The sequence below is a fragment of the Paenibacillus sp. FJAT-26967 genome (assembly GCF_001541095.1).
Classification (GTDB): Bacteria; Bacillota; Bacilli; order Paenibacillales; family NBRC-103111; genus Paenibacillus_F.
The window spans coordinates 1399155-1420235 of record NZ_LMXH01000001.1; the positions used below are offsets into that span (position 1 = coordinate 1399155).

A 21081-nucleotide genomic window follows, 5' to 3' on the forward strand; every position below is an offset into this window, starting at 1 on the left:
TGGTTAAGAGCTTCCCCACAGTCCGTTAGGCGGGGCTTATTCGTATGGTCTCCAGTTAGCTCTAATTAACTTAGGGCTGTATGACTTTATTGTCGAGCGCATGAGCAAATCTCCTTTCGTATCATTATGCAGTGGTATCCCCGCCCCGTTTTTACCATCGCTTAATAGTTGTTCCGTAATTTAACAGAAAAAGGTCCGCTCGTTAAAATCCTGCAAATAGTTAAAGCGTAAGATGAGAAGCGTTGGGAACTTAAACGCGGAGGGGATTCTTTTGAATAAAAGATTACAGCGTACGCTGGTTGCCGGTACGGCAATCGCACTTCTTCCATTCAGTCTGGTCAGCGGAGTGGCGGGAGCGGGTAAGACTGCCGAGCAGCAGCCGGCAGCCGCATCCAAGAATGTTATCGTGCTGATCGGAGATGGTATGGGACCGGCACAGGTTTCAGCGGCGCGTACATTCTCCAAGTACAAACTGGGCAAGAATAGTCTCGAGCTGGACTCGTATTATGTGGGGCAAGCTACCACTTACGCGGACCGCGGTGAAGACGGCGGTACCATAGTGTCGGGTGAGGTCACGGACTCCGCGTCTGCGGGTACAGCTTTTGCGACGGGCCACAAGACCTATAATGCCGGAATCAGCGTATCCAATGAAGACGTATCGAAACCTTTCGGATCGGTTATTGAAGCGTCAGAACTCGCAGGCAAATCAACGGGACTCGTCACGACCGCACGGATTACTCATGCGACTCCGGCTGTTTACGCTGCTCATGTGCGCAACCGGGACAACGAAAATGCCATTGCATCCCAATTTTTAACGGACGGGGACGTGGATGTGCTCTTCGGAGGCGGCAAGCAGTTCTTCTTCAGTAAAGAGGAGAAAGGCAAGCGTACAGACAAGACGATCATCCCCGATTTCGAAGCGAAGGGCTACAAAGTCGTGTATGACAAGCAGGGGCTTGCTTCCCTCGGTTCCCAGACAGGCAAAGCACTGGGGCTGTTCGGTAATTCCCATGTGGATTATGTGCTGGACCGGGACGCTAAGGTGCCGAACCTGGCTGAAATGAGCCAGAAAGCCATTGATATCCTTTCCCAGAACCCGAAAGGTTTCACAATGATGATAGAAGGCGGCCGCATCGACCATGCCGGGCACGCCAATGATCTAAGCTCCCTCGTTCAAGAAATGCTCGATTTTGACGCAGCCGTTAAGGTGGCGATGGATTTTGCCAAAAAAGATGGCAATACCTCCGTCGTGATTACCGCTGACCATGAAACCGGCGGGTTATCTTTGTCCCGTGATAACATTTACGAAATAAATGTGGATGCCTGGGACGCGCAGCAGAAATCTTCGGAGCTGATCGGCGCGGAATTAAAGAACGCCACAAGCAAGAGCGAAGTCAAAGCCATCGTAGCCAAGTATACCGGTTATGAGGATTTGACCGATGCAGAGGCCGATTATATTCTAGCCGGCGACGGTTCCTCGTATAAGCAGGAAGGCGCTTTTAATGCCGTGATGGCCCGCAAATACCTCATTGGCTGGTCCGGGCACGGTCATTCGGCTGTAGATGTCGGGGTATGGGCATACGGGCCGATTGCGGAGAAGGTGAAGGGACAGGTCGACAATACCGATATAGCCCGTGCTGTCGCATCTGTGGCAGGTCTTGATTTGGCCAAGGCTTCGGAACAACTGCAAAAGGAGTATCTGTATCCTAAATTTAAAATTAGCCGTGAAGGGGTGCCCCTGTATCCGGCCAGAGCTTTGGCGGAAGCCCTTGGGGCCCAAGTGAGCTGGGAGGGGGCGGCAAGAAAAGTGCTCCTTACATCGGCAAAAGGAAGTATCTCGGTCTCCATTGATACAAGCAGCGTTCAATGGAATGGCGGAGAGAGCGGGCTTGAGGCTCAAGTAGACCATGATGTGCTCTATCTTCCGCTGGAGGCCTTCAGTAAGCTGACCGGCAAGAGTCTTAAGTGGGATGCACTTTCGGAGCGGATTAAATTGTAATAATACTAGGTGGCAGAGGGCAGTGAATTCGGACGGGCAGGGCTGGCAGCAGCTTCTGCCCGTTTATTGATGGAGGGGATAGAGAAGGGGAGTAATCCAGGCATATAATCAGGAGCAGTCTCCTCTAGCCAGCCGGAGCGGTTTGCGATAAACTGGAAATAAAAGTGTCGATACACGCCATGTCTTGCCGAAAAAACCAATGGCCTGAATCCGGTCAGGCAGTCTCCAAGGGCAGACAAGCGTCAAGTATCGTCCGTATTCGGGGGGCAAAGGATGTCGAACAAACCTTTATCTATGGGGATCATCCTCATCGCGACGGCTTTTGTACTGCTGCTTGGCAAGCTGGGCTTTTTTACTATGATCTGGTCGCTCCTGTGGCCGCTGCTGCTTCTCGTTGTTCCCGGCGTTCTGCTTTATCTGCTAGTTTCTAACCGGACTTTGCCGGATGCGGCTATCGTACTAAGCGGAGTGCTCGTCACGTATGGCATCATCTTCTTTATTTGCGGCTTGTTTGGCTGGGGTTCTCTTAGAATTCTGTGGCCCGGTTTTATTTTCGGCTTTGCCGCCGGACTGTATCTGCTCCAGGGATTCCAGAGAAGCCGTCATAACTCAGTGCGTACGGCAGCCGTCGGTCTTGGTGTTTTATCTCTCCTTCTACTGCTGATTAGCTTTGTTTATAATGCTGGAATATACCTGTTCGTCTTTTCCCAGTTCGCCCAAAGCGGACTTGTCGGTACACTCTGGTCCCTCCTGTGGCCGCTGCTGTTAGTCCTTCTGCCAGGGGTGCTGCTCCATCTGTTCGTGTTTAACCGGACCCTGCCTGCGGGTGCGCTTATACTCGGCGGAATTCTGGTGGTCTACGGCGTATTCTTCTTTATCCTTAGTCTATTCGGCTGGGGACTGCTCACGCTGCTATGGCCTGTTTTCTTGCTTGGCATCGCGGCAGGTCTCTATGAACTTATGTGGTTTGAAAGAAGCCGCGATGCGGGACTGAGGACGGCTGCTCTAATTTTGGCGGCGTTATCCCTCCTGATCATCGTGTTTAATCTGCTCTTTCATGTGAGCGTCTATTTATTTATTGCTCTCCTCCTGGCTGCGGGCGTCCTGTTAGTCTTTTTGCAAAGACGCAGGTGGTGAAAGAGATGCCGGGGAATCCGGGCCTGCTTAGTAAGAATAAGGTTGTGTACAATCAACCATCATCCATTAGTTGTTAAAATGACTTGCTTTTTGGAGCCATTTCCCGTATAATCGGAACGTTGTAGCGTCGGCATGTGTCCGACGCTTTATTTTGAGCCAAGATGCTTGCTGTCCGGTGGATTCACTTTTCAGTTAAGCCGTACAGCGCAGCACGACCATGGATTTGATACTCGCTTCAGCATGTCCCCGTAAGATGCCGGAGGTTAGCCTCCTGCACTTTCGCGTAACATAACGGTAATACAAAGTAAGAAGAGGTACACCGGTCAACGATTACTAACAAGCGCACCTGCGCACAAGAGAGAGGACTTACTTTATGTTTCCCAGAGAAAAAATTCGCAACATCGCTATTATTGCGCACGTCGATCACGGTAAAACAACGCTAGTTGATAAGCTTCTTCAACAGTCCGGCACGTTTCGCGACAATGAAGCGGTTCAAGAACGGGCTATGGACTCCGGTGACATTGAGCGGGAACGCGGAATCACGATTCTTGCTAAAAATACGGCTATCAATTACAAAGACCATCTGATCAATATCGTGGATACGCCAGGACACGCCGATTTCGGCGGTGAGGTTGAGCGTATCATGAAAATGGTAGACGGCGTCCTGCTGGTCGTTGATGCATTCGAAGGCACAATGCCGCAAACGAAGTTCGTTCTTCGTAAAGCATTGGAGCAGAACCTGACTCCGGTCGTAGTTGTTAACAAAATCGACCGCCCTAACGCACGTCCGCTTGAAGTGATTGATGAAGTACTGGATCTGTTCATTGAGCTTGGTGCAAATGATGATCAACTCGAATTCCCGGTTGTTTACGCATCTGCGCTGCAAGGCACATCCAGTCTGGAAGCAGAAACTCAGAACGAGAACATGCTAGCCCTGTACGAAACCATCATTTCCCATATTCCTCATCCGACTGAAAGCACGGAAGAGCCCCTTCAGTTCCTCGTAACCCTGATGGACTTTAACGAATATCTGGGCCGTATCGGTATCGGCCGTGTTAACCGCGGGATTATCAAACAGGGACAAACGGTTGCCGTTATGACTCGTGAAGGCGGCATGAAGCAGGCCCGGATCGAGAAGCTGTTCGGTTTCCAAGGCTTGAAGCGCGTTGAAATCGAACAAGCGGGCGCGGGTGACATTATCGCGATTTCCGGTATTAAAGATATCAACATTGGCGAAACAGTTGCAGACCCGGCCAACCCGGAAGCTCTGCCGGTTCTCAAAATCGATGAGCCGACCCTGCAAATGACGTTTATCGTCAATAACAGTCCTTTTGCGGGACGTGAAGGCAAGTGGGTAACATCCCGTAAACTGCGTGAGCGTCTGTTTAACGAGCTGGAGACGGATGTCAGCCTTCGTGTAGAAGAAACGGACAGCCCGGATGCCTTTATCGTTTCCGGACGCGGCGAGCTCCACTTGGGTATCCTGATTGAGAATATGCGCCGTGAAGGATTCGAGCTTCAAGTATCGAAGCCTGAAGTTATTATCCGCTATATCGACGGAGTGAAGATGGAGCCGATCGAAAGTCTGCTTATCGACCTGCCGGAAGACAGCATGGGTGCTGTCATGGAAAGTCTCGGAACACGTAAAGCCGAGATGGTGAACATGGTCAACCACGGTAACGGCAACGTTCGTCTGGAATTCCTGATTCCTGCACGCGGCCTCATCGGTTACCGCACCAATTTCCTGACACTGACACGCGGTTACGGTATCATGAACCATGCATTTGACAGCTATGGTCCTTATGCAGGTGCAGGTGTGGGCGGACGTCATGAAGGCGTGCTGGTATCGATGGAGAACGGAGTTTCCACGACATACGGAATTATGTCCATTGAAGACCGCGGTACCCTGTTCATAACACCGGGTGCTGAAGTATACGAGGGTATGATCGTCGGTGAACACACACGTGACAACGACATCGTCGTGAACATCTGTAAAGAAAAGCAGTTGAACAACATCCGTTCGGCGGGTAAAGATGACACCGTTAAATTGAAAGTGCCAAGAATCTATTCTCTTGAGCAGGCACTTGAATATTTGAACGATGACGAGTATTGCGAAATCACTCCTAAGTCGATTCGTCTTCGCAAGAAGATTCTGAACAAAAATGAGCGCGAACGGGCTGAGAAGCAGCGTAAGACGGCAAACGTCTAAAATAAGCAATGAACCATCGAAGGGAAATCAGCGGGAATATAAGTTCCTTTGCCGTATTTCCCTTCTTTTTTACACCTGATACAATGGATATAAGGAGGAGATCGTTCATGAATGAATGGTTCGCCCAGAATTTTTGGATTACCTGTTTACTGATTTTCGTTATGATTTCCTATGTGTATAACAAAGTGTTCCGTACCCGGAGACTGCCGCTTCTTAAGACTCTGATCGTCTATATTCTGCTTGCGGTAAGCGCTTTGATGCTGACGCTGTTTCAAGTATTGGGACCGCAAATTCCGATCGTCCCTTCCCTTGCCTTTGCCATTCTGCTGATGATGATCTTGCGGATCCGGTATTTTATTGAAGGCCGAAGAAAAAAGAATGGGGCAAGCAGTACGAAATAAGTACGTTCCAATATTCGATTGCCCGGTAAGGGCGCGGGGGGATTCGTGTGACACTTCAGGATGCGTTGTTTAATTGGGCACAAATCCGCCTGGTAGCTGATGCGAGGCCGGATGATCATGCGGCAGCGGAAACCGCTGATTTTTTTGCCGAAATTTTGCAGGAAGATCACCAGGTGACAAGTTTTGGCCTTGTTGTTGTGGATGAGGAGATCATCCGTCTGGATTACACTCATGAAGGAGTCAACAAATCACAATCCTACGACCGGGACCGTGTAGAACGCCTTTTGGCCGATATCCGGTCCAATCCCAAATATAACGAACAATGAGCTCTGGAGCGGAAGAAGACAAGGGTGACATATCTTCTGTGTGGATGCGAATACAATAGAAGTATCCGCTGCTAAAGGAGTGTGAATCTGTGACTCCACCGCTGTACATAGCTTGATGATTAGCACCATGTTATACTGAATTCAGTTAAGGATTCTCTCGTCCGGTTCATATGCATGTATTTTAAGTTGCAGGAGGCGCTGGGAAGAATGGCAGATAACATGACCGCTCTTTCGGAACAACAGATGAATCTCCAGGTAGATTATAACGCCCGCCCGCATATGGCCGATACGGAATCCGGCGCATCTCTGATTGGTATGCTTTCATTTGAGGATAGAACGGATGCGGGTATGATTCGTTCTGTAGAGAACGAATACTCCAGCTTGGATGTTACCTTTATGGATGCTGAATTTATGAGCATGTTTATGGAGCGTGCAGCTGCGCAGCTGTACGGTAAGATTGAAGCGATACTTAAAGCCTAGGCACTCAGGTGCCCGGGCTTTTTGTCTCTTATGAAGCATGTCGGATTTTCACGGTTTCTGCTGATGAAAGATGGGGTGTGCAGATTCCTTGCCAAACACCTTTGAATCGGGAGGGGATTTCGGGAATGAAAAAAATTTTCGTGCTCGATACGAATGTTTTGCTGCAGGATCCGAACGCTATTTTCTCTTTTGAAGATAACGAAGTCATAATTCCCGCAGTCGTTCTTGAGGAAATTGACACCAAAAAACGCAATGCCGATGAAATTGGCCGTAATGCCAGAATGGTATCCCGGCTGCTCGATCAGATGCGTACAAGGGGTCGCCTTCATGACGGAATCACGCTTGATAGCGGCGGCACCCTGAAGGTGGAGCTGAATCACCGCAGCTTCAATAAAATGCAGGAAGTGTTCGCCGATGCGACCAACGATAACCGGATTATCGCAGTAGCTCTCAATTACCTGACAGAGGAGCAGAGCAAGCCGCAGACTCGTCCGGTCATCCTGGTGAGTAAAGATACGCTGGTAAGAATTAAAGCGGATGTGCTCGGGTTGACTGCGCAGGATTATTTAACGGACCGTGTCGTCTCGGATCATGAAATGTACAGCGGCTGTGCGACCCTGCATGTACATCCTTCAGTTATTGATGAATTCTATTCTTTCCGTTTTTTGAGCGTGCCGGCTCTGCATTTGGGTTATAAGCTGAATCCTCATGAATTTGTTATCCTGCGCGATGAACTCGGCACATCGAAATCCGCCTTGCTTAAGACATCATCGGACGGCAAGAAATTGGAGCCGCTGTACTTGTCCAACGATCCGGTATGGGGGATTGCGGCCCGCAACGCTCAGCAGAGGATGGCCCTAGAGCTTCTGCTGAATGATGATATTCCGTTCGTTACTTTATCGGGTAAAGCCGGGACCGGTAAAACTTTGCTGACGCTGGCAGCGGGTCTGATGAAAGTAGAGGATGAGCGCAAATACAAGAAGCTGACGATCGCGCGCCCTGTCGTGCCTATGGGCAAAGACATCGGTTTTTTACCGGGGGAAAAGGATGAGAAGCTGAGGCCATGGATGCAGCCGATCTACGACAATCTGGAGTTTCTGTTCGATACGAAAAAAACCGGAGATATTGATAAAATTCTGGCCGGAATGGGCAGTATTCAAGTCGAAGCGTTAACGTATATTCGCGGCCGCTCAATTCCCGGCCAGTTTATCATCATTGATGAAGCACAGAATCTCTCGAAGCATGAAGTCAAAACAATCGTTTCCCGTGTGGGCGAAGGCAGTAAAATTGTATTGCTCGGGGACCCGGGTCAAATCGATCATCCCTATCTGGATGCCGCAAGCAATGGATTGACGTACGCGGTAGAGCGGTTCAAGCATGTTGAAATCAGCGGACATGTCACTTTGGAAAAAGGCGAGCGGTCTCACTTGGCCCAGCTGGCTGCTGATCTGTTGTAGAGGGAGGCTAAGCGGAAACTTGGAGACCTACCCGGAGAGGCAAGAAAAAGCGTCAGGCAGAACAGCCTGACGCTTTTCCTGTAATCCGGACTGGCAGCATGCCTGCCAAAGATGAATAAATAATGAAGGCAAGCTCACAATGATAAGCCCTGGTCATCCGCTTCATAGGCTCATCATACCGGGGGGGCGACCGCTTTAGCCTATGTTGTGAGTCGTTAGCTTGCACCTTCAAGAGAGCGTTTTGTCGCTCCTCGGGCTCACCAGGTAAGTTTTAGCCGGATGGCCAGGAGACCTTCCTGCAAAGTAATCTGTTCCACCGATACGAATGAAAACAACTTCTTCGGATAGATCCGCAAATCGAATTCTTGCTCCAGAGATTTGCTTGTTGTGTCGGGGAGTTTAAAACCGTTAAACACAAGCTCCGAGACCCGGAACGCGACGACCGGCTGGTCGCCTTCCTTTTCCATCTCATAAGTCCCCTTGATCGACACATCCATATCATCTTTCGTACCGAAAGCAAGAACACCATCGGGCCGGAACTGGAAAGTAAGATCATCGAACATGCTGTTTTTGCTCCGCAAGAAGGCGTTTAACTCATGATCGGTCATCTGGAATTTACCGCCGCCGTTCTCAAGCGTCAAATGACTATTTTTACCGCCAGGTGTAAGAAGTTCAGGGAAATATTCCATGACACTTGCAAGTCCCCGGAAATATTCACGGAAGAGAGGGAGTCCTTTTTCTTCCCATCGGCCGTTTAACTCCTGAATGAGAGCAAGAATCAGCTCGCTGCGGCCGCTGGCATCCAGCTCCCGGTTGAGCTCTGCTTGAAGCGCTACGACCCGTTCCCTTTGTTTTAAGTAATTTTCCTTAGTCTTCTGTAAATCGGTCCGCTCATTGGCGAGCTTGTTCTTCATTGTGCCAAGCTCCCGATAGGCCTCTTGATGAGTCTTTAAGGCCTGCCGGTCGCGGTCAAGAATCAGATCCAGATATTCATAAGTCTTCAGCATATCCGCGAGGGAACGCACGTTAAGCAGCACGCTCCACAGCGATTCGCGTTCTCCTTTGTAGTAAGAGCGGATAACGCGTGCCGCCCGTTTCTTGGCTTCCTTGACTTGAACCTCCTGCACCGCGATCTTCTGCTCGGTATCCGTCATTTTGACCACGAGCTTGCTGTCCTCTTCGGCAAGGCGCTCAATTTCGCGGTCGATTTCATGGACGGTCAGACCCTTCTGAAGGAGAGCTTCCGTTTCTTTTCTGACGGCGTCCTTCTCATCTGCAGCCTGCACGGTTGGGAGGAAGATACCGGCGATTAGAAGGAGGCTGCAGAGCGAGCGTAACATTCTGATATAAAGCATGAATAAAGAGCCCCTTTTTACCTGTGATAAGTCCAGAAATTTGAAATGGTCCTTCAAAAAAATACTTACCTCCCGAATCCGGAACGTAAGCAGGTAACTGATTATTTACTTGCACCTTCCAAACGTTTAAGAATTTCATCGAAAGATTTGGTGCGTGCAGGGACTTCTTTCTGAACGGCCGGTACCCGATTGATGGCGTCAAATGTCTGCTGCAGCTTTATTTTCTTGTCCTCTGACGTATCCGGTTTGCTGCCGCTGTCCGTGAAGATCAGATCGATTTCCTGTTTACGAATGAATCCTTGCCCGTCCACCGTAACGGACCATTTGCCCGGGGCTTTGAGCTTAAACTTAGCGGCTTCTTGCTTCCATAGTGCTGCCTGTGTATCTGAGATAAATCCGTTAGCCTGAAGGGCATCCATGACGCGCGGCAGCTTCTCTTGAAGCTGTTTGTTCCACGCTCCTGCGTTCACCCGGGTTACGGCAGCCGTATAAGATTTGGCGGAGGAGCCGTCTGCGAGTATAGTGTCATCTTCATCGAACCAGGCAGCGTCTGCTCCTTCCATAAGCAAATCAGACAGGTCAGAAGTAAGGTCTGACACTTGCTGAAGCTTGTCTATCGCGTTGGTGCCTTGTTGATCACCCGGTGATTTCAAGCTGGTGACGAAGTATTCGTCCTTCTGATTAAGAAGTGGCAGGCGGAAGTATAATTTGTTATCTTGGAAAAAGACGGGAATGGTTAATTCGGCACCGGTGCTTCTTGAATTCATGGTAAGATCGGTCTGGGTTCGGAAAGGCTTCGCTTCGATAGACCCTTCCCAAGAGATCCGGCTGTCTTTAAGGAAAGAAAAGAGCTGCGCGGTCAAGGGACTTACGTTCTGGTCCTCCAGGAGTCCGTTCATCTTTAATTCGGCGTTTCCGGTAAACGAGTATGAGTTCATCTCAGCCTGTTTGGTCAGAGCCTGCTGTACGGCTGCTCTAGTAGCAGCGCGGTCGGTACAGCCGTTAACCAAGGCGGCAGGGACAACGGCGACGAATGCAAGTAAGAGCCATTTTTTAAACATGAAGAAGCTCCTTCCTTAATCTACCTTCTCTATTATATCTATTCAACTAGGGTTTGTCTTTATCCCTACTTTTTGAGGCGAAACGTAAAAAAATGATTGAATCGGATCTGCGAAGTAAAGAAAATAGACCTAGAACGGGGGATTAATAAGTGTCCGATCTCTATGATAAGAATTCGATAAAAACCGAGAGAGCAGCTTCGGATGTCCCGCAAGTGAGAGAGGCCCGGGTGGAGAAAGAGAGGAGAACACAAGAAAATGGAGATCCCTTCATTCTAAACGGTCATCCGGGGGTTGAAGCAGCACTTCTCCGCAAGATGAGTGAATCCCCATTAGGAGTTCTCTCCTTCCGGACCTACATGGAAATTTGCCTCTATGAGGAATCTTGCGGTTATTACCGCCGGGAAGAGCCCAAGATCGGCCGGGATGGGGATTTCTATACAAGTGCATATGTAGGCCGCTGGATGGGAGAAATGATTGCGCAAGAGGTCATTCGCTTCTCGAATTCTGAGAGTCCAGATCGCCCGGTTGAGCTGGTGGAGTGGGGCGGGGGCACCGGCAGGCTTGCGAAGCAGGTGCTGGATGCCCTGCGTGATCAAGAGCCTGCCTTGTACGAGAGGATTCGTTTCACCTCCATCGAATCAAGCGCGTACCACCGCAATATGCAGCAGCAGGAGCTGCGGGAACACGGCGCCCGCCTGCGCTTCGCTGCGGAAGCGCAGTGGCTTGCCGAGCCGTCCGGCGATGGCGTCTTTGCCATCGCTAACGAGCTGCTGGATGCGATGCCTGTGCACCGCATCCGCTCCTGGGGCGGCCGGCTCGAGCTGTGCGCGGTCGGCCGGGACGACCGCGGCGGGTGGTGCGAGCGCTGGCTGCCGCTCGAAGAAGGTCACGCGGCTGCTGTGCATATAAGCCGCGAAGCCATCCGCCTGGCGGACGGGCAGCAGGCGGAGGTGAACCTGGACGCGGGCAAGTGGATCGCCCGCGTGGCCCCGCGCATCCGCAGCGGCCGGATGCTGGTGGTGGACTACGGCGATACCGCCGGGGAGCTCTATGCGTCCCACCGGATGAAGGGGACGCTGCTGTGCTACCGGCGGCACCTCGCCGATGATCTTCCTTACGCCGCACCGGGGCGCAAGGATATTACCGCGCACGTCGATTTTACGGCGTGCATGGGGGCGGCCCGTGCGGCGGGATGGACCGTCGCCGGGTATGAGACGCAGCGCGAGTTTCTTGTGCGCTGCGGGATTCTCGGCCGGCTGGCGGCGCATGCCGGCACGGACCCGCTGGGCCCGGAGGCGCGCAGCAACCGGGCGATCCGGCAGCTTCTGCTCAGCGACGGCATGAGCGAGCTGTTCAAGGTGCTGACGCTAGCGCGCGGCTAAACGGCCACCGTCCGCTGGCGGCGTGCTTCAGAGGGAAGGAAGATCCCGCAAAAAAAGGTGTTTCGCGATTTCAGTCGCGAAACACCTTTTTTGTTCAAGTGCCATTATGTAGGTTGCATGTGAGGGTTAGAGTGGCATTTTGAAGACGGACCAATACGTAAATCCGCTAAACGAAAGGACCATATAACCCCAGAAAAGGACAATGTATGTCTTTTCCGAAAGTTTCAGATAACCCAGCATTACAAATACAATGGTTTGAAAAAAGAACAGCATGGACATGGGATACAATTCTCCCGCCAAACTCATCAGGGCGATCACCAGAGTCCAGAAACCTAGAACTCGGAACATGCGATCCATGAAAATTTCCCCCTCTCCTACCACGATGCGAAATAATCTAATCTTCATTATACCCAGTAGACCCGGTAGTGTAAACATACAAAAGACAACCTTTGTTAAAAGATTGTGACAGGGTTTACAGAAATGGTGGGTATTTCCTCTCTCAACTAAATTATCAGAGGTATGAGTGTCATAAATTTTGGAAATACCAAATAGTATCGAATAGATTCTATGAAATCTACCAGGGGCATAGAGATATTACGAATGGATACGTTCGCGGCTAATCATTCCTGTCCGCTTATAACGAACGGTCCGGTCGGATAGGCATGTGGATTACCGGGTGCACGACTGGTGACATGATCTACTTTTGGACAATAGGTTAGGAGGATTGTAAAAGATGACGGCAATCAGGCAGGACGCATGGAGCGATGAAGATGATTTGATTCTAGCGGAAGTTACGCTGCGTCACATCCGGGAGGGCGGGACTCAGCTCGCCGCTTTTGAAGAAGTAGGTGAAAGAATCGGCCGTACAGCAGCAGCCTGCGGTTTTCGCTGGAACAGCTTTGTGCGCAAAAAATACGAGGCTGCGATACAAATCGCCAAAGCCCAAAGACAAAAAAGAGCTCAGCTTAAGAAACATGCGGCTGTATCCGTTTTTAGCGGGGGAACAGCCACAGCGGTTCTGGAAGGAATGGACAGCAGATCCAGGGAAGTGAACGAAGAGGCCCTATCGATTGATGCGGTCATCCGTTTTCTGCGCCAATGGAAGCAGACTTATCAGGATCTTATGCGTCATATTAAGCAAGTTGAACGAGCTCTGCATGAAAAAGAAGAAGAACTGGCTAAATTCCGCCGTGAGAATGAACAGCTCAATAAGCAAGTCAATGAAGTTGAAACCGATTACCGTGTAGTCAATGACGATTATAAGGCGCTTATACAGATCATGGATCGGGCACGTAAAATGGCCTTCCTTGTGGAAGAAGAAGATGATAGTAAACCGCGTTTTAAAATGGATGCAAATGGCAATCTCGAAAGAATTGATTAAGCTGAAAGTTTAAGAGTCCCGTCCGGCTAGATGCGGCGGGATTTTTTATGTTATTGTGTATTGTTAAAAGGTCTCCGGGCGTTTTATACTCTTAGAGGAAATTCGGATATTAAAAATCCGTTGATGAACTTACTAGTGCCTCATTTGTGACGTATAGAGAGATTGAAGAGGGGGCGGAAAATATAGAGACAAAGAAATATATCCGCGTAATAGGCGGGGGATCGTTAGGTCTTTTGTTCGCAGCTAAACTGGCTGCATCGGGCTGCCGGATCGACCTTGTTACACGGACTAGAGAACAGGCGCTTCTTCTCCGGGAGAATGGCATTGAAATTGAGGGAGAGTCGTCGGTCTATATTCATGTGGACAACGTCCGCAGCTTCCAAGACTTGGTCTGGGAGTCGCAGACCTCGGGATCGAAGCCGGATGTGATCCTTCTCGCGGTTAAGCAGACGGTGATGCATGGGGAAATAGCCTCCTACATAGCCTCTGCGGTTAGAGAAACAATGATTCTCTCGATCCAGAACGGAATCGGACACTGGGATGCGCTGGGCATCTCAGCAAATCGGGATCATCTGATTCAAGCTGTTACGACAGAAGGCGCCCGCAAGATTACTCCTATCTCCGCAGCCCATACGGGCCGGGGCTGGACACGGATCGGACTGGTGTATCCGGATGAGAGCGGCCCTTTGTCAGAAGGGGTTATGGACGACATTCAAAAATGCTTCGAACAAGCAGGATTTCAGGCATCGTTGTCGAAAAATATAAATCACACGATTTGGGAAAAGCTGCTGATTAATGCGGTTATTAATCCTCTGACTGCCCTTCTGGGTGTAAGCAATGGAGAACTCCCTGAATCTCCACAAGCCCTTTCATTGATGCGCAGCATTTTTGATGAAGGCGTGGAAGTGGCGAAATATCAGGGGATTTCCATTGAGGAATCGCACTGGGACGAAATCTTGCAGGTCTGCCGCAAGACGGCCGGCAATCATTCTTCGATGCTTCAGGATCTTATGGCCGGCAGGCCTACGGAGATTGAATCGATTAATGGCGGTTTACTGCGGCTGGCGGAACGAGCAGGATTAGCTTTGCCCGTGAATGAGACTGTGTACCGGTTAATTAAAGCGGCGGAACTAAAAGGGTGATGAATGGTTGGATTTTCTGGCAGAAAGTCTTTCGAATTTGTATGCGGCTCTGGCAATGCTTCCTATACTTTCCTTTGTGCTCATTTGGATAATCGTCTATGCTTTTACCAAACACAAGAAAAAATCAGTCCGGATTACCATGGATATCACGACCTTCCTGCTGCTCGGTTCTGTCGCTTCGCTGTGGAACCAAATTTTCGTGAGTTCCTTCGGTTTGTGGTTTCTGCTTCTGTTGATCCTGATTGTCTTTGGGTTAATTGGCGGTTATCATACGGACAAAAAGGGGAAGGTGGAGCTGGGCAAGTCATTACGTATCGTTTGGCGTCTTAGTTTTATGGGACTTACGGTGCTTTATGTCATGTTTATGTTCATCTGGATGGGGACTGCTATACTAGCCTAGCAGCCCCTTCCTCCTGGGGTTTTTTACAAGCATTCGAATGCAAGAGAGCCTTTTCTGTCTAAAATCCTACTGCAAGCCTTTTAGAACCCCCGCTAACGGGATGAATTGACCTTAGTTCAATCAAGTGCTGTTTTAACGCTGTAACGTGCGCCAGACAAGGTGTTGAAGGTTTGTTGGACGGGCCGGATTACTCCTCTTATGTAGAAAATTACAAGTAGATTTTATTGACCTTTGGTTGTATAATAGGTAATTAGTAACAGTTTTGAATTTTACAACATTTTAACAAATTGCCGCTTGTAAGAGATTTTCTTTGTAAAGGGGCTAGACGTTCTGACATTCTATGTTATAAAATGTGACATAGGTTGCCGGACCGTACCATCCAAGATCGCTTCTAATCTTGGATTTTGTTGGCCTTCGGTATTACCCTCGTAAGCAGGGGAAGCGGTGTCGCCGGAAAATTCAAAATTTTCGGTCAAGCGCCTTGATCCATAAGAATCATCTATTAAAGGGAGGAAAATACCGAAATGAAAACTACAAAAAAATGGGTGTCTACAGCAGTAGCGCTGACGCTTGTTGGCAGTTTGGCAGCAGGTTGCGGCAATGGCGAGGAAGCTCCGGCAGCATCGGGCGATAGCAAAGAGACAGCTAAGCCGGCCGCTAAACAAGAATTGCGCGTGAACTTCAATGCAGAACCTCCGGTTCTTGACAGCTCCAAAGGAACTACGAATGCAGCGTTTACAATGCTGAATGCACTTAACGAAGGATTGTACCGGATCGATAAAGACGGCAAGCCTCAGCCGGGTCTGGCGGCAGACAAGCCGCAAGTTTCTGAAGACGGTCTTACTTACACGATCAAACTTCGTGATGCGAAATGGGCGGATGGACAGCCTGTTAAAGCAAGTGATTTTGTGTATTCCTTCCAACGCACACTGGATCCAAGCACGAAAGCTATGTATGGTTTCATGCCTGCATGGATCAAGGGCGGTAACGATGTAATTAAAGCTAAGCCGGAAGAACTGGAAGCGAAAAAGGCGGCACTCGGTGCTAAAGCGCTTGACGACAAGACGCTTGAAATCAAATTGGAGAAGCCAATTACATTCTTCGAGCAGCTGCTAGCTTTCCCGATCTTCTTCCCTCAGCGTGAAGATATGGTAACAAAGAACGGCGAAAAATACGGCGGAGACGCAGACAAAATCGTGGGTGCAGGTCCTTTCGTTCTGAAAGAATGGAAGCATGACGCCAGCCTGACGTTCGAGAAAAACCCGAACTACTGGGATGCTGCCAACGTGAAGTTGGAGAAACTGGTTGTGAATATCGTAACAGACTCCAATACATCCCTGAACTTGTATGAAACAGAAGAAACGGATTTGATCAACCTTTCCGGTCCGCAGTACATGGCGAAGAAAGATGCTGAGAAAGCAAACATTCAAATTAAGAATGAGTTGACTTCCGCTTACCTTATGTTTAACACCAAGAACAAAGCTCTTGCGAACGCTAACATTCGTAAGGCGCTGACACTTGCTGTCGATCGCCAGTCTTATGTAGATACGATTCTGCAGAACGGTACAGCTCCTGCTAAAGGACTCGTAGCAGACGGAACACAAGATGGCAACAAGAATGAATTCCGTAAGTCCGCGGGTGAGACTCTTCCTAAGGCAGATCCTGCTAAAGCGAAAGAATATCTTGCCGCTGGTCTGAAAGAACTGGGTATCGACAAGCTTCCTGAAATGAAGCTGACAGGCGATGAGCAGGGTACAGGCAAGAAAACGATCGAGTTCATCATGGGCGAGTGGGAGAAGAACCTCGGCTACAAACCAGTGGGCGAGCCAATTCCTCACAAACTGCGTGTAGAACGCCAGAACAAGGGTGATTACGATATCATCATGGCTCTATGGGGCGCTGATTATAACGACCCGATGACGTTCCTCGATATGTGGGTAACCGGCAGCGAATTCAACAACGTGTATTACAGCAATCCGGCTTATGACGAGAAGATTAAAGCAGCCGACAAAGAAGCCGATCCTGCAAAACGTGCTCAATTGCTCGTCGATGCAGAGAAGATTCTTATGACGGATATGCCGGTCGGTCCTCTTTACTCCCGTAAAGTTCCTTACCTCGTACGTAACACAGCAAGCGGACTTGTTCTGCCGAACTACGGTATGGAGTGGGAAGCTCGTTGGGTAGAAATGAAGGCGGCGAAATAAGCTACTTTTCATTCAGCTTTATAGCACCTTAAGTCAGAAGGGGACGCACCTCGCGGGACGTCCCCTTCCGGCTTCATTTTATCCCAAAGGAGGATCTTATGTGTTCAGATATATCCTGCAACGTCTGTTATATGCACTCATTACACTCTGGCTTATCGTCACGCTCACCTTCGTTCTAATGAAATTGCTCCCAGGCGATCCGTTTGGTGAAGCAGTTCTGAAGATGACCAAAGAGAATTATCAAATTCTTCTTGCCCAGTACGGCTTGGATAAGCCCTATTGGCAGCAATATTTAATCTATGTCAAGAACATTCTGCAAGGTGATTTGGGGGTTTCATTCCAATTCCCCGCCAGAGATGTAGCGGACATGATTAAAGGGGGCTTCCCGGCCTCTCTTGAACTTGGATTATATTCGATTTCGATAGCTGTTGTGTTCGGATTGCTGCTCGGGATTGTCGCTTCACTTAATCACAATAAATGGCAGGACCGTACGGCCATGTTTATCGCGGTGCTTGGGATTGCGGTTCCTTCGTTTGTCCTGGGTCCGATTATTGCTTATTACATCGGGAATAAGTGGCACTTGCTGCCGCCGGCTCTCTGGAAAGGCCCGTCTTATAAGATTCTGCCAACTCTTGCGCTTACGTTCGGAACCATGGCGAATGTAGCCAGAATGATGCGAACCTCTATGCTAGATGTTCTTAATCAGGATTACATCAAGACGGCTAAAGCTAAAGGCTTGTCAGGCCGAACAGTTGTATGGCGTCATACGATCCGAAATGCGATTATGCCCGTTGTAACCATTATCGGTCCGGTTTTTGCCGGCCTCATAACCGGTACGGTTGTTGTGGAACAAGTTTTCTCGGTTCCAGGCTTAGGTAAGCAATTGGTTAACGCTATTTATTCGAATGACTATACGGTTATTTCAGGATTGACAGTTTTTTATTCTGCTATTCTAATTTTTGTAATTCTAATTACCGACATCCTCTATGGGTATATTGACCCTAGAATTCGTCTGGGGAAAGGCGGGAAATAAGCATGCAAAAACAAGGACAACCCCAAGTTATCGCACCAGGCAAGTTTGTTCCTCTTCCAAAAGATGAGCAGCTGCAGGAACAAATCGTCCGCCCGTCGCAGACGTATTGGAAGGATGCTTGGCGACGACTTAAGAAAAATCGACTGGCTATGGCCGGCTTGTTTATACTTATCATTCTAACGATTATGTCTATCATTGCTCCTCTGCTGTCAAGCCACACCTACAGCGCGACAAATCCACCGATGGCAAACCAGAAGCCGAGTGCGGAATTCTGGTTCGGAACAGATGATCTGGGACGTGATTTGTGGACCCGTGTCTGGTGGGGAACCCGCGTATCGTTATTCATCGGGATTATCGCTGCAATCATTGACTTGATTGTAGGCGTTATCTATGGCGGTATCTCCGGATACTATGGCGGAAAAGTAGATTCGATCATGCAGCGTTTTATTGAAGTGATCTATTCAATCCCGTTCCTCTTGATCGCGATCTTGCTGATGATGGTACTGAAGCCGGGTATAACCTCTATTATTATTGCTTATGCGATTACAGGCTGGGTGCCGATGGCAAGGCTTGTCCGCGGACAGGTGCTTCAATTGAAAGAGCAGGAATATGTACTTGCCTCCCGTACACTCGGTGCAAATACTTCCCGTATCATCCTGCGTCACCTTGTTCCGAACGCTTTGGGTATTATTGTGGTTCAAATCACGTTCGTTGTCCCTTCTGCTATTTTTGCAGAAGCATTCCTGGGCTTTGTCGGTGTCGGTTTGAGACCGCCGCTTGCCTCTCTTGGATCACTTATGTCGGACGGGGCGAACAACATGCGCTATTTCCCGTATCGCTTGTTATTTCCAACCTTCGTCTTTAGTTTGATTCTGCTCAGCTTCAACCTGCTCGGTGACGGCCTGCGCGATGCACTTGATCCGAAAATGCGTAAGTAGAAGGAGGGAGTACCTTGAGTAAGCACAAAGAAAATATTCTTGAAGTTAATGATTTGAAGGTCTCCTTTAATACGTATGCGGGTGAAGTTCAGGCGGTACGCGGCGTCTCCTTCGATGTGAGAAAGGGCGAAGTGCTCGCCATCGTAGGAGAGTCGGGCTGCGGCAAGTCCGTAACTTCCCAAACGCTTATGCGTCTGATTCCTTCACCTCCCGGCGTTATTAAAGGCGGATCTATAAAGTTTAAAAGCAATAAAGGCGAGGTAGATATCGCCAAGCTTAGCAATACTCAAATGGAATCGATCCGCGGCTCGGAAATGGGTATGATTTTCCAGGATCCGATGACTTCTTTGAATCCGACTATGACAGTCGGCCGCCAGATTTCAGAAAGCTTGATCAAGCATCAGGGCATGAACAAAGAAACCGCCCAGCAGCGTGCCATGGAACTGCTTCGTCTTGTCGGTCTATCCAATGTGGAAGGTCGCGTCAAACAGTACCCGCATGAATTCTCAGGCGGTATGCGGCAGCGTGTTATGATTGCCATTGCACTTGCTTGTACGCCGAAGCTTCTGATTGCGGATGAACCGACAACGGCTTTGGATGTGACCGTTCAAGCTCAAATTATTGAACTTATGAAGCAGCTGTCCGAGAAAACAGGGTCATCCGTCATACTGATTACCCATGACCTGGGTGTAGTTGCCGAAATGGCAGACCGCGTTGTCGTTATGTATGCGGGTAAAATTGTCGAGAGAGGCACCGTCGACGAGATCTTCTATGATCCGAGACATCCATACACATGGGGGCTGCTCAAATCCGTTCCTCGTCTGGATACGAGAGCGGACGAAGAGCTTGTCCCGATTCCGGGAACACCGCCCGATTTGTTCGCACCGCCTAAAGGCTGCGCCTTCGCAGCTCGCTGTCCTTATGCCATGCAAGTATGTGTCGAGCAAGATCCGGAACATACTCCTCTGTCATCGGAACACAGCGCAGCTTGCTGGCTGCTCCATCCGGATGCGCCCAAAGTTGAGCGGCCCGTCGAAGTAGGAGGGAAGCAGCATGTCTGAACAACCGATTCTTTCTATTCGCAATATGAAGAAGCACTTCGATCTGGGTCCAGGCAAGATTCTTAAAGCGGTAGATAATTTCTCCATTGATATATTTCGCGGTGAGACTTTCGGACTGGTAGGGGAATCCGGCTGCGGTAAATCCACAGCCGGCCGTACTATTATCCGTTTATATGAAGCGACCGATGGTGAAGTCATTTTTAACGGGGAGAATGTCCACAAGCTTAGCGGCCGTAAAATGCATGAATTTCACCGCAATATGCAGATGGTGTTCCAAGATCCTTACGCATCGCTGAATCCGCGTATGACCGTCGGGAACATCATTGCCGAAGGCATTGACATTCATGGTCTTTCTACCGGTAAGAAGCGGAAAGAGCGCGTCATGGAACTGCTGGATGCGGTGGGCCTGAACGCCGAGCACGCAAGCCGTTTTCCGCACGAGTTCTCAGGCGGACAGCGTCAGCGGATCGGGATTGCCCGGGCACTGGCGATCGAGCCGCAATTTATTATTGCCGATGAGCCGATCTCGGCGCTGGACGTATCCGTCCAAGCCCAAGTCGTGAATCTGTTTAAGAAATTGCAGAAAGACCACGGTCTTACGTATTTGTTTATTGCGCATGACCTTGCGATGGTGAAGCATATCTCGGACCGGATTGGCGTTATGTACCTGGGTAATCTGGTTGAGGTAACGACATCCGTCGATTTGTATGCAAAACCGCTGCATCCTTACACGCAGTCTCTGCTGTCCGCAATCCCGATTCCGGATCCTGAAATTGAGCGTAAGCGGGAACGCATTATCCTTAAAGGCGAGGTGCCGAGCCCGCTAAACCCGCCGAGCGGCTGTCCATTCCGGACGCGCTGCCCGAAGGCGATGGATGTGTGTGCAGGTTCTATGCCTCCGATGAAAGAAGTAGAGCCGGGACACTTTGTTTCCTGCCATTTATACTAAATGTTCTTAGTACGCCGTCTGTACCAGAGCTTTCCGAGTAATCGGTCAGTCTGGACAGACGGTTTTTTTTCGTACGGAAGAATTAATAATGTACTGCGGATAGGGGGATACAAAAAATAAAAACGATTATGGCAGATGAATTTATTTTAACCTCAATATGAAGAAA

Annotated in this window: 19 protein-coding genes; 16 read left to right on the forward strand and 3 right to left on the reverse strand. The window is 49.5% G+C overall.

The window, feature by feature from the left end; genetic code table 11:
* The first annotated feature begins 271 nt into the window (after positions 1 to 271).
* The 7 genes from AR333_RS06145 to AR333_RS06175 all read left to right on the forward strand — a co-directional run bounded on the left by AR333_RS06145 (position 272) and on the right by AR333_RS06175 (position 8009).
* On the forward strand, positions 272 to 1999 hold the full coding sequence (locus AR333_RS06145) for an alkaline phosphatase (RefSeq protein WP_068774402.1): 1728 nt from the start codon (positions 272 to 274) through the stop codon (positions 1997 to 1999).
* A 273-nt stretch (positions 2000 to 2272) separates the two neighbouring features.
* Entirely contained in the window at positions 2273 to 3136 is an 864-nt protein-coding gene (locus tag AR333_RS25155) for a hypothetical protein (RefSeq protein WP_068774403.1), read from the forward strand.
* 373 nt (positions 3137 to 3509) lie between these two features.
* Positions 3510 to 5345, forward strand: a complete 1836-nt coding sequence (typA, locus tag AR333_RS06155; protein ID WP_068774404.1) for a translational GTPase TypA — start codon at positions 3510 to 3512, stop codon at positions 5343 to 5345.
* A gap of 107 nt (positions 5346 to 5452) precedes the next feature.
* The gene (locus AR333_RS06160) at positions 5453 to 5746 is read left to right on the forward strand and encodes a YlaH-like family protein (RefSeq protein WP_068774405.1); all 294 of its coding nucleotides are present in this window, start codon (positions 5453 to 5455) and stop codon (positions 5744 to 5746) included.
* A gap of 47 nt (positions 5747 to 5793) precedes the next feature.
* Positions 5794 to 6072, forward strand: coding sequence for a hypothetical protein (locus tag AR333_RS06165; RefSeq protein ID WP_068774406.1), 279 nt, complete (start codon positions 5794 to 5796; stop codon positions 6070 to 6072).
* 207 nt (positions 6073 to 6279) lie between these two features.
* Entirely contained in the window at positions 6280 to 6552 is a 273-nt protein-coding gene (locus AR333_RS06170) for a hypothetical protein (RefSeq protein WP_068774407.1), read from the forward strand.
* Positions 6553 to 6677: 125 nt separating this feature from the next.
* Positions 6678 to 8009, forward strand: a complete 1332-nt coding sequence (locus AR333_RS06175) for a PhoH family protein (RefSeq protein WP_068774408.1) — start codon at positions 6678 to 6680, stop codon at positions 8007 to 8009.
* A gap of 257 nt (positions 8010 to 8266) precedes the next feature.
* Here AR333_RS06175 and AR333_RS06180 read toward each other — a convergent pair whose 3' ends face one another.
* On the reverse strand, positions 8267 to 9364 hold the full coding sequence (locus AR333_RS06180) for a hypothetical protein (RefSeq protein ID WP_068775148.1): 1098 nt from the start codon (positions 9362 to 9364) through the stop codon (positions 8267 to 8269).
* Between the two features lie 101 nt (positions 9365 to 9465).
* Positions 9466 to 10425, reverse strand: coding sequence for a hypothetical protein (locus AR333_RS06185; protein ID WP_068774409.1), 960 nt, complete (start codon positions 10423 to 10425; stop codon positions 9466 to 9468).
* Between the two features lie 149 nt (positions 10426 to 10574).
* Here AR333_RS06185 and AR333_RS06190 point away from each other — a divergent pair, with 149 nt between their 5' ends.
* Positions 10575 to 11807, forward strand: a complete 1233-nt coding sequence (locus AR333_RS06190) for a class I SAM-dependent methyltransferase (RefSeq protein WP_253735731.1) — start codon at positions 10575 to 10577, stop codon at positions 11805 to 11807.
* Between the two features lie 126 nt (positions 11808 to 11933).
* On the opposite strand, the gene AR333_RS06195 is transcribed toward AR333_RS06190, so the two are convergent.
* Positions 11934 to 12164 carry a DUF2626 domain-containing protein gene (locus AR333_RS06195; protein WP_068774410.1) on the reverse strand — a complete coding sequence of 77 codons (231 nt, stop codon included), beginning with the start codon at positions 12162 to 12164 and terminating at the stop codon, positions 11934 to 11936.
* 376 nt (positions 12165 to 12540) lie between these two features.
* On the opposite strand from AR333_RS06195, the gene AR333_RS06200 reads away from it, so the two are divergent.
* The 8 genes from AR333_RS06200 to AR333_RS06235 all read left to right on the forward strand — a co-directional run bounded on the left by AR333_RS06200 (position 12541) and on the right by AR333_RS06235 (position 20915).
* Positions 12541 to 13188 (forward strand): RsfA family transcriptional regulator, encoded by a 648-nt coding sequence (locus AR333_RS06200; RefSeq protein ID WP_068774411.1) that lies wholly within the window; start codon positions 12541 to 12543, stop codon positions 13186 to 13188.
* 146 nt (positions 13189 to 13334) lie between these two features.
* Positions 13335 to 14330 (forward strand): ketopantoate reductase family protein, encoded by a 996-nt coding sequence (locus tag AR333_RS06205; RefSeq protein ID WP_253735732.1) that lies wholly within the window; start codon positions 13335 to 13337, stop codon positions 14328 to 14330.
* A gap of 7 nt (positions 14331 to 14337) precedes the next feature.
* Positions 14338 to 14730: a DUF3397 family protein gene (locus AR333_RS06210; protein WP_253735733.1), complete on the forward strand. Its 393-nt coding sequence runs from the start codon at positions 14338 to 14340 to the stop codon at positions 14728 to 14730.
* 524 nt (positions 14731 to 15254) lie between these two features.
* The gene (locus AR333_RS06215; protein ID WP_068774412.1) at positions 15255 to 16934 is read left to right on the forward strand and encodes a peptide ABC transporter substrate-binding protein; all 1680 of its coding nucleotides are present in this window, start codon (positions 15255 to 15257) and stop codon (positions 16932 to 16934) included.
* Positions 16935 to 17034: 100 nt separating this feature from the next.
* Positions 17035 to 17967 carry an ABC transporter permease gene (locus AR333_RS06220; RefSeq protein ID WP_068774413.1) on the forward strand — a complete coding sequence of 311 codons (933 nt, stop codon included), beginning with the start codon at positions 17035 to 17037 and terminating at the stop codon, positions 17965 to 17967.
* A 2-nt stretch (positions 17968 to 17969) separates the two neighbouring features.
* On the forward strand, positions 17970 to 18905 hold the full coding sequence (locus AR333_RS06225; RefSeq protein ID WP_068774414.1) for an ABC transporter permease: 936 nt from the start codon (positions 17970 to 17972) through the stop codon (positions 18903 to 18905).
* A 14-nt stretch (positions 18906 to 18919) separates the two neighbouring features.
* Positions 18920 to 19966, forward strand: a complete 1047-nt coding sequence (locus AR333_RS06230) for an ABC transporter ATP-binding protein (protein WP_068774415.1) — start codon at positions 18920 to 18922, stop codon at positions 19964 to 19966.
* Positions 19959 to 20915 carry an ABC transporter ATP-binding protein gene (locus AR333_RS06235; protein ID WP_068774416.1) on the forward strand — a complete coding sequence of 319 codons (957 nt, stop codon included), beginning with the start codon at positions 19959 to 19961 and terminating at the stop codon, positions 20913 to 20915. The genes AR333_RS06230 and AR333_RS06235 overlap by 8 nt, the downstream gene beginning before the upstream one ends.
* The last annotated feature ends 166 nt before the right edge of the window (positions 20916 to 21081 follow it).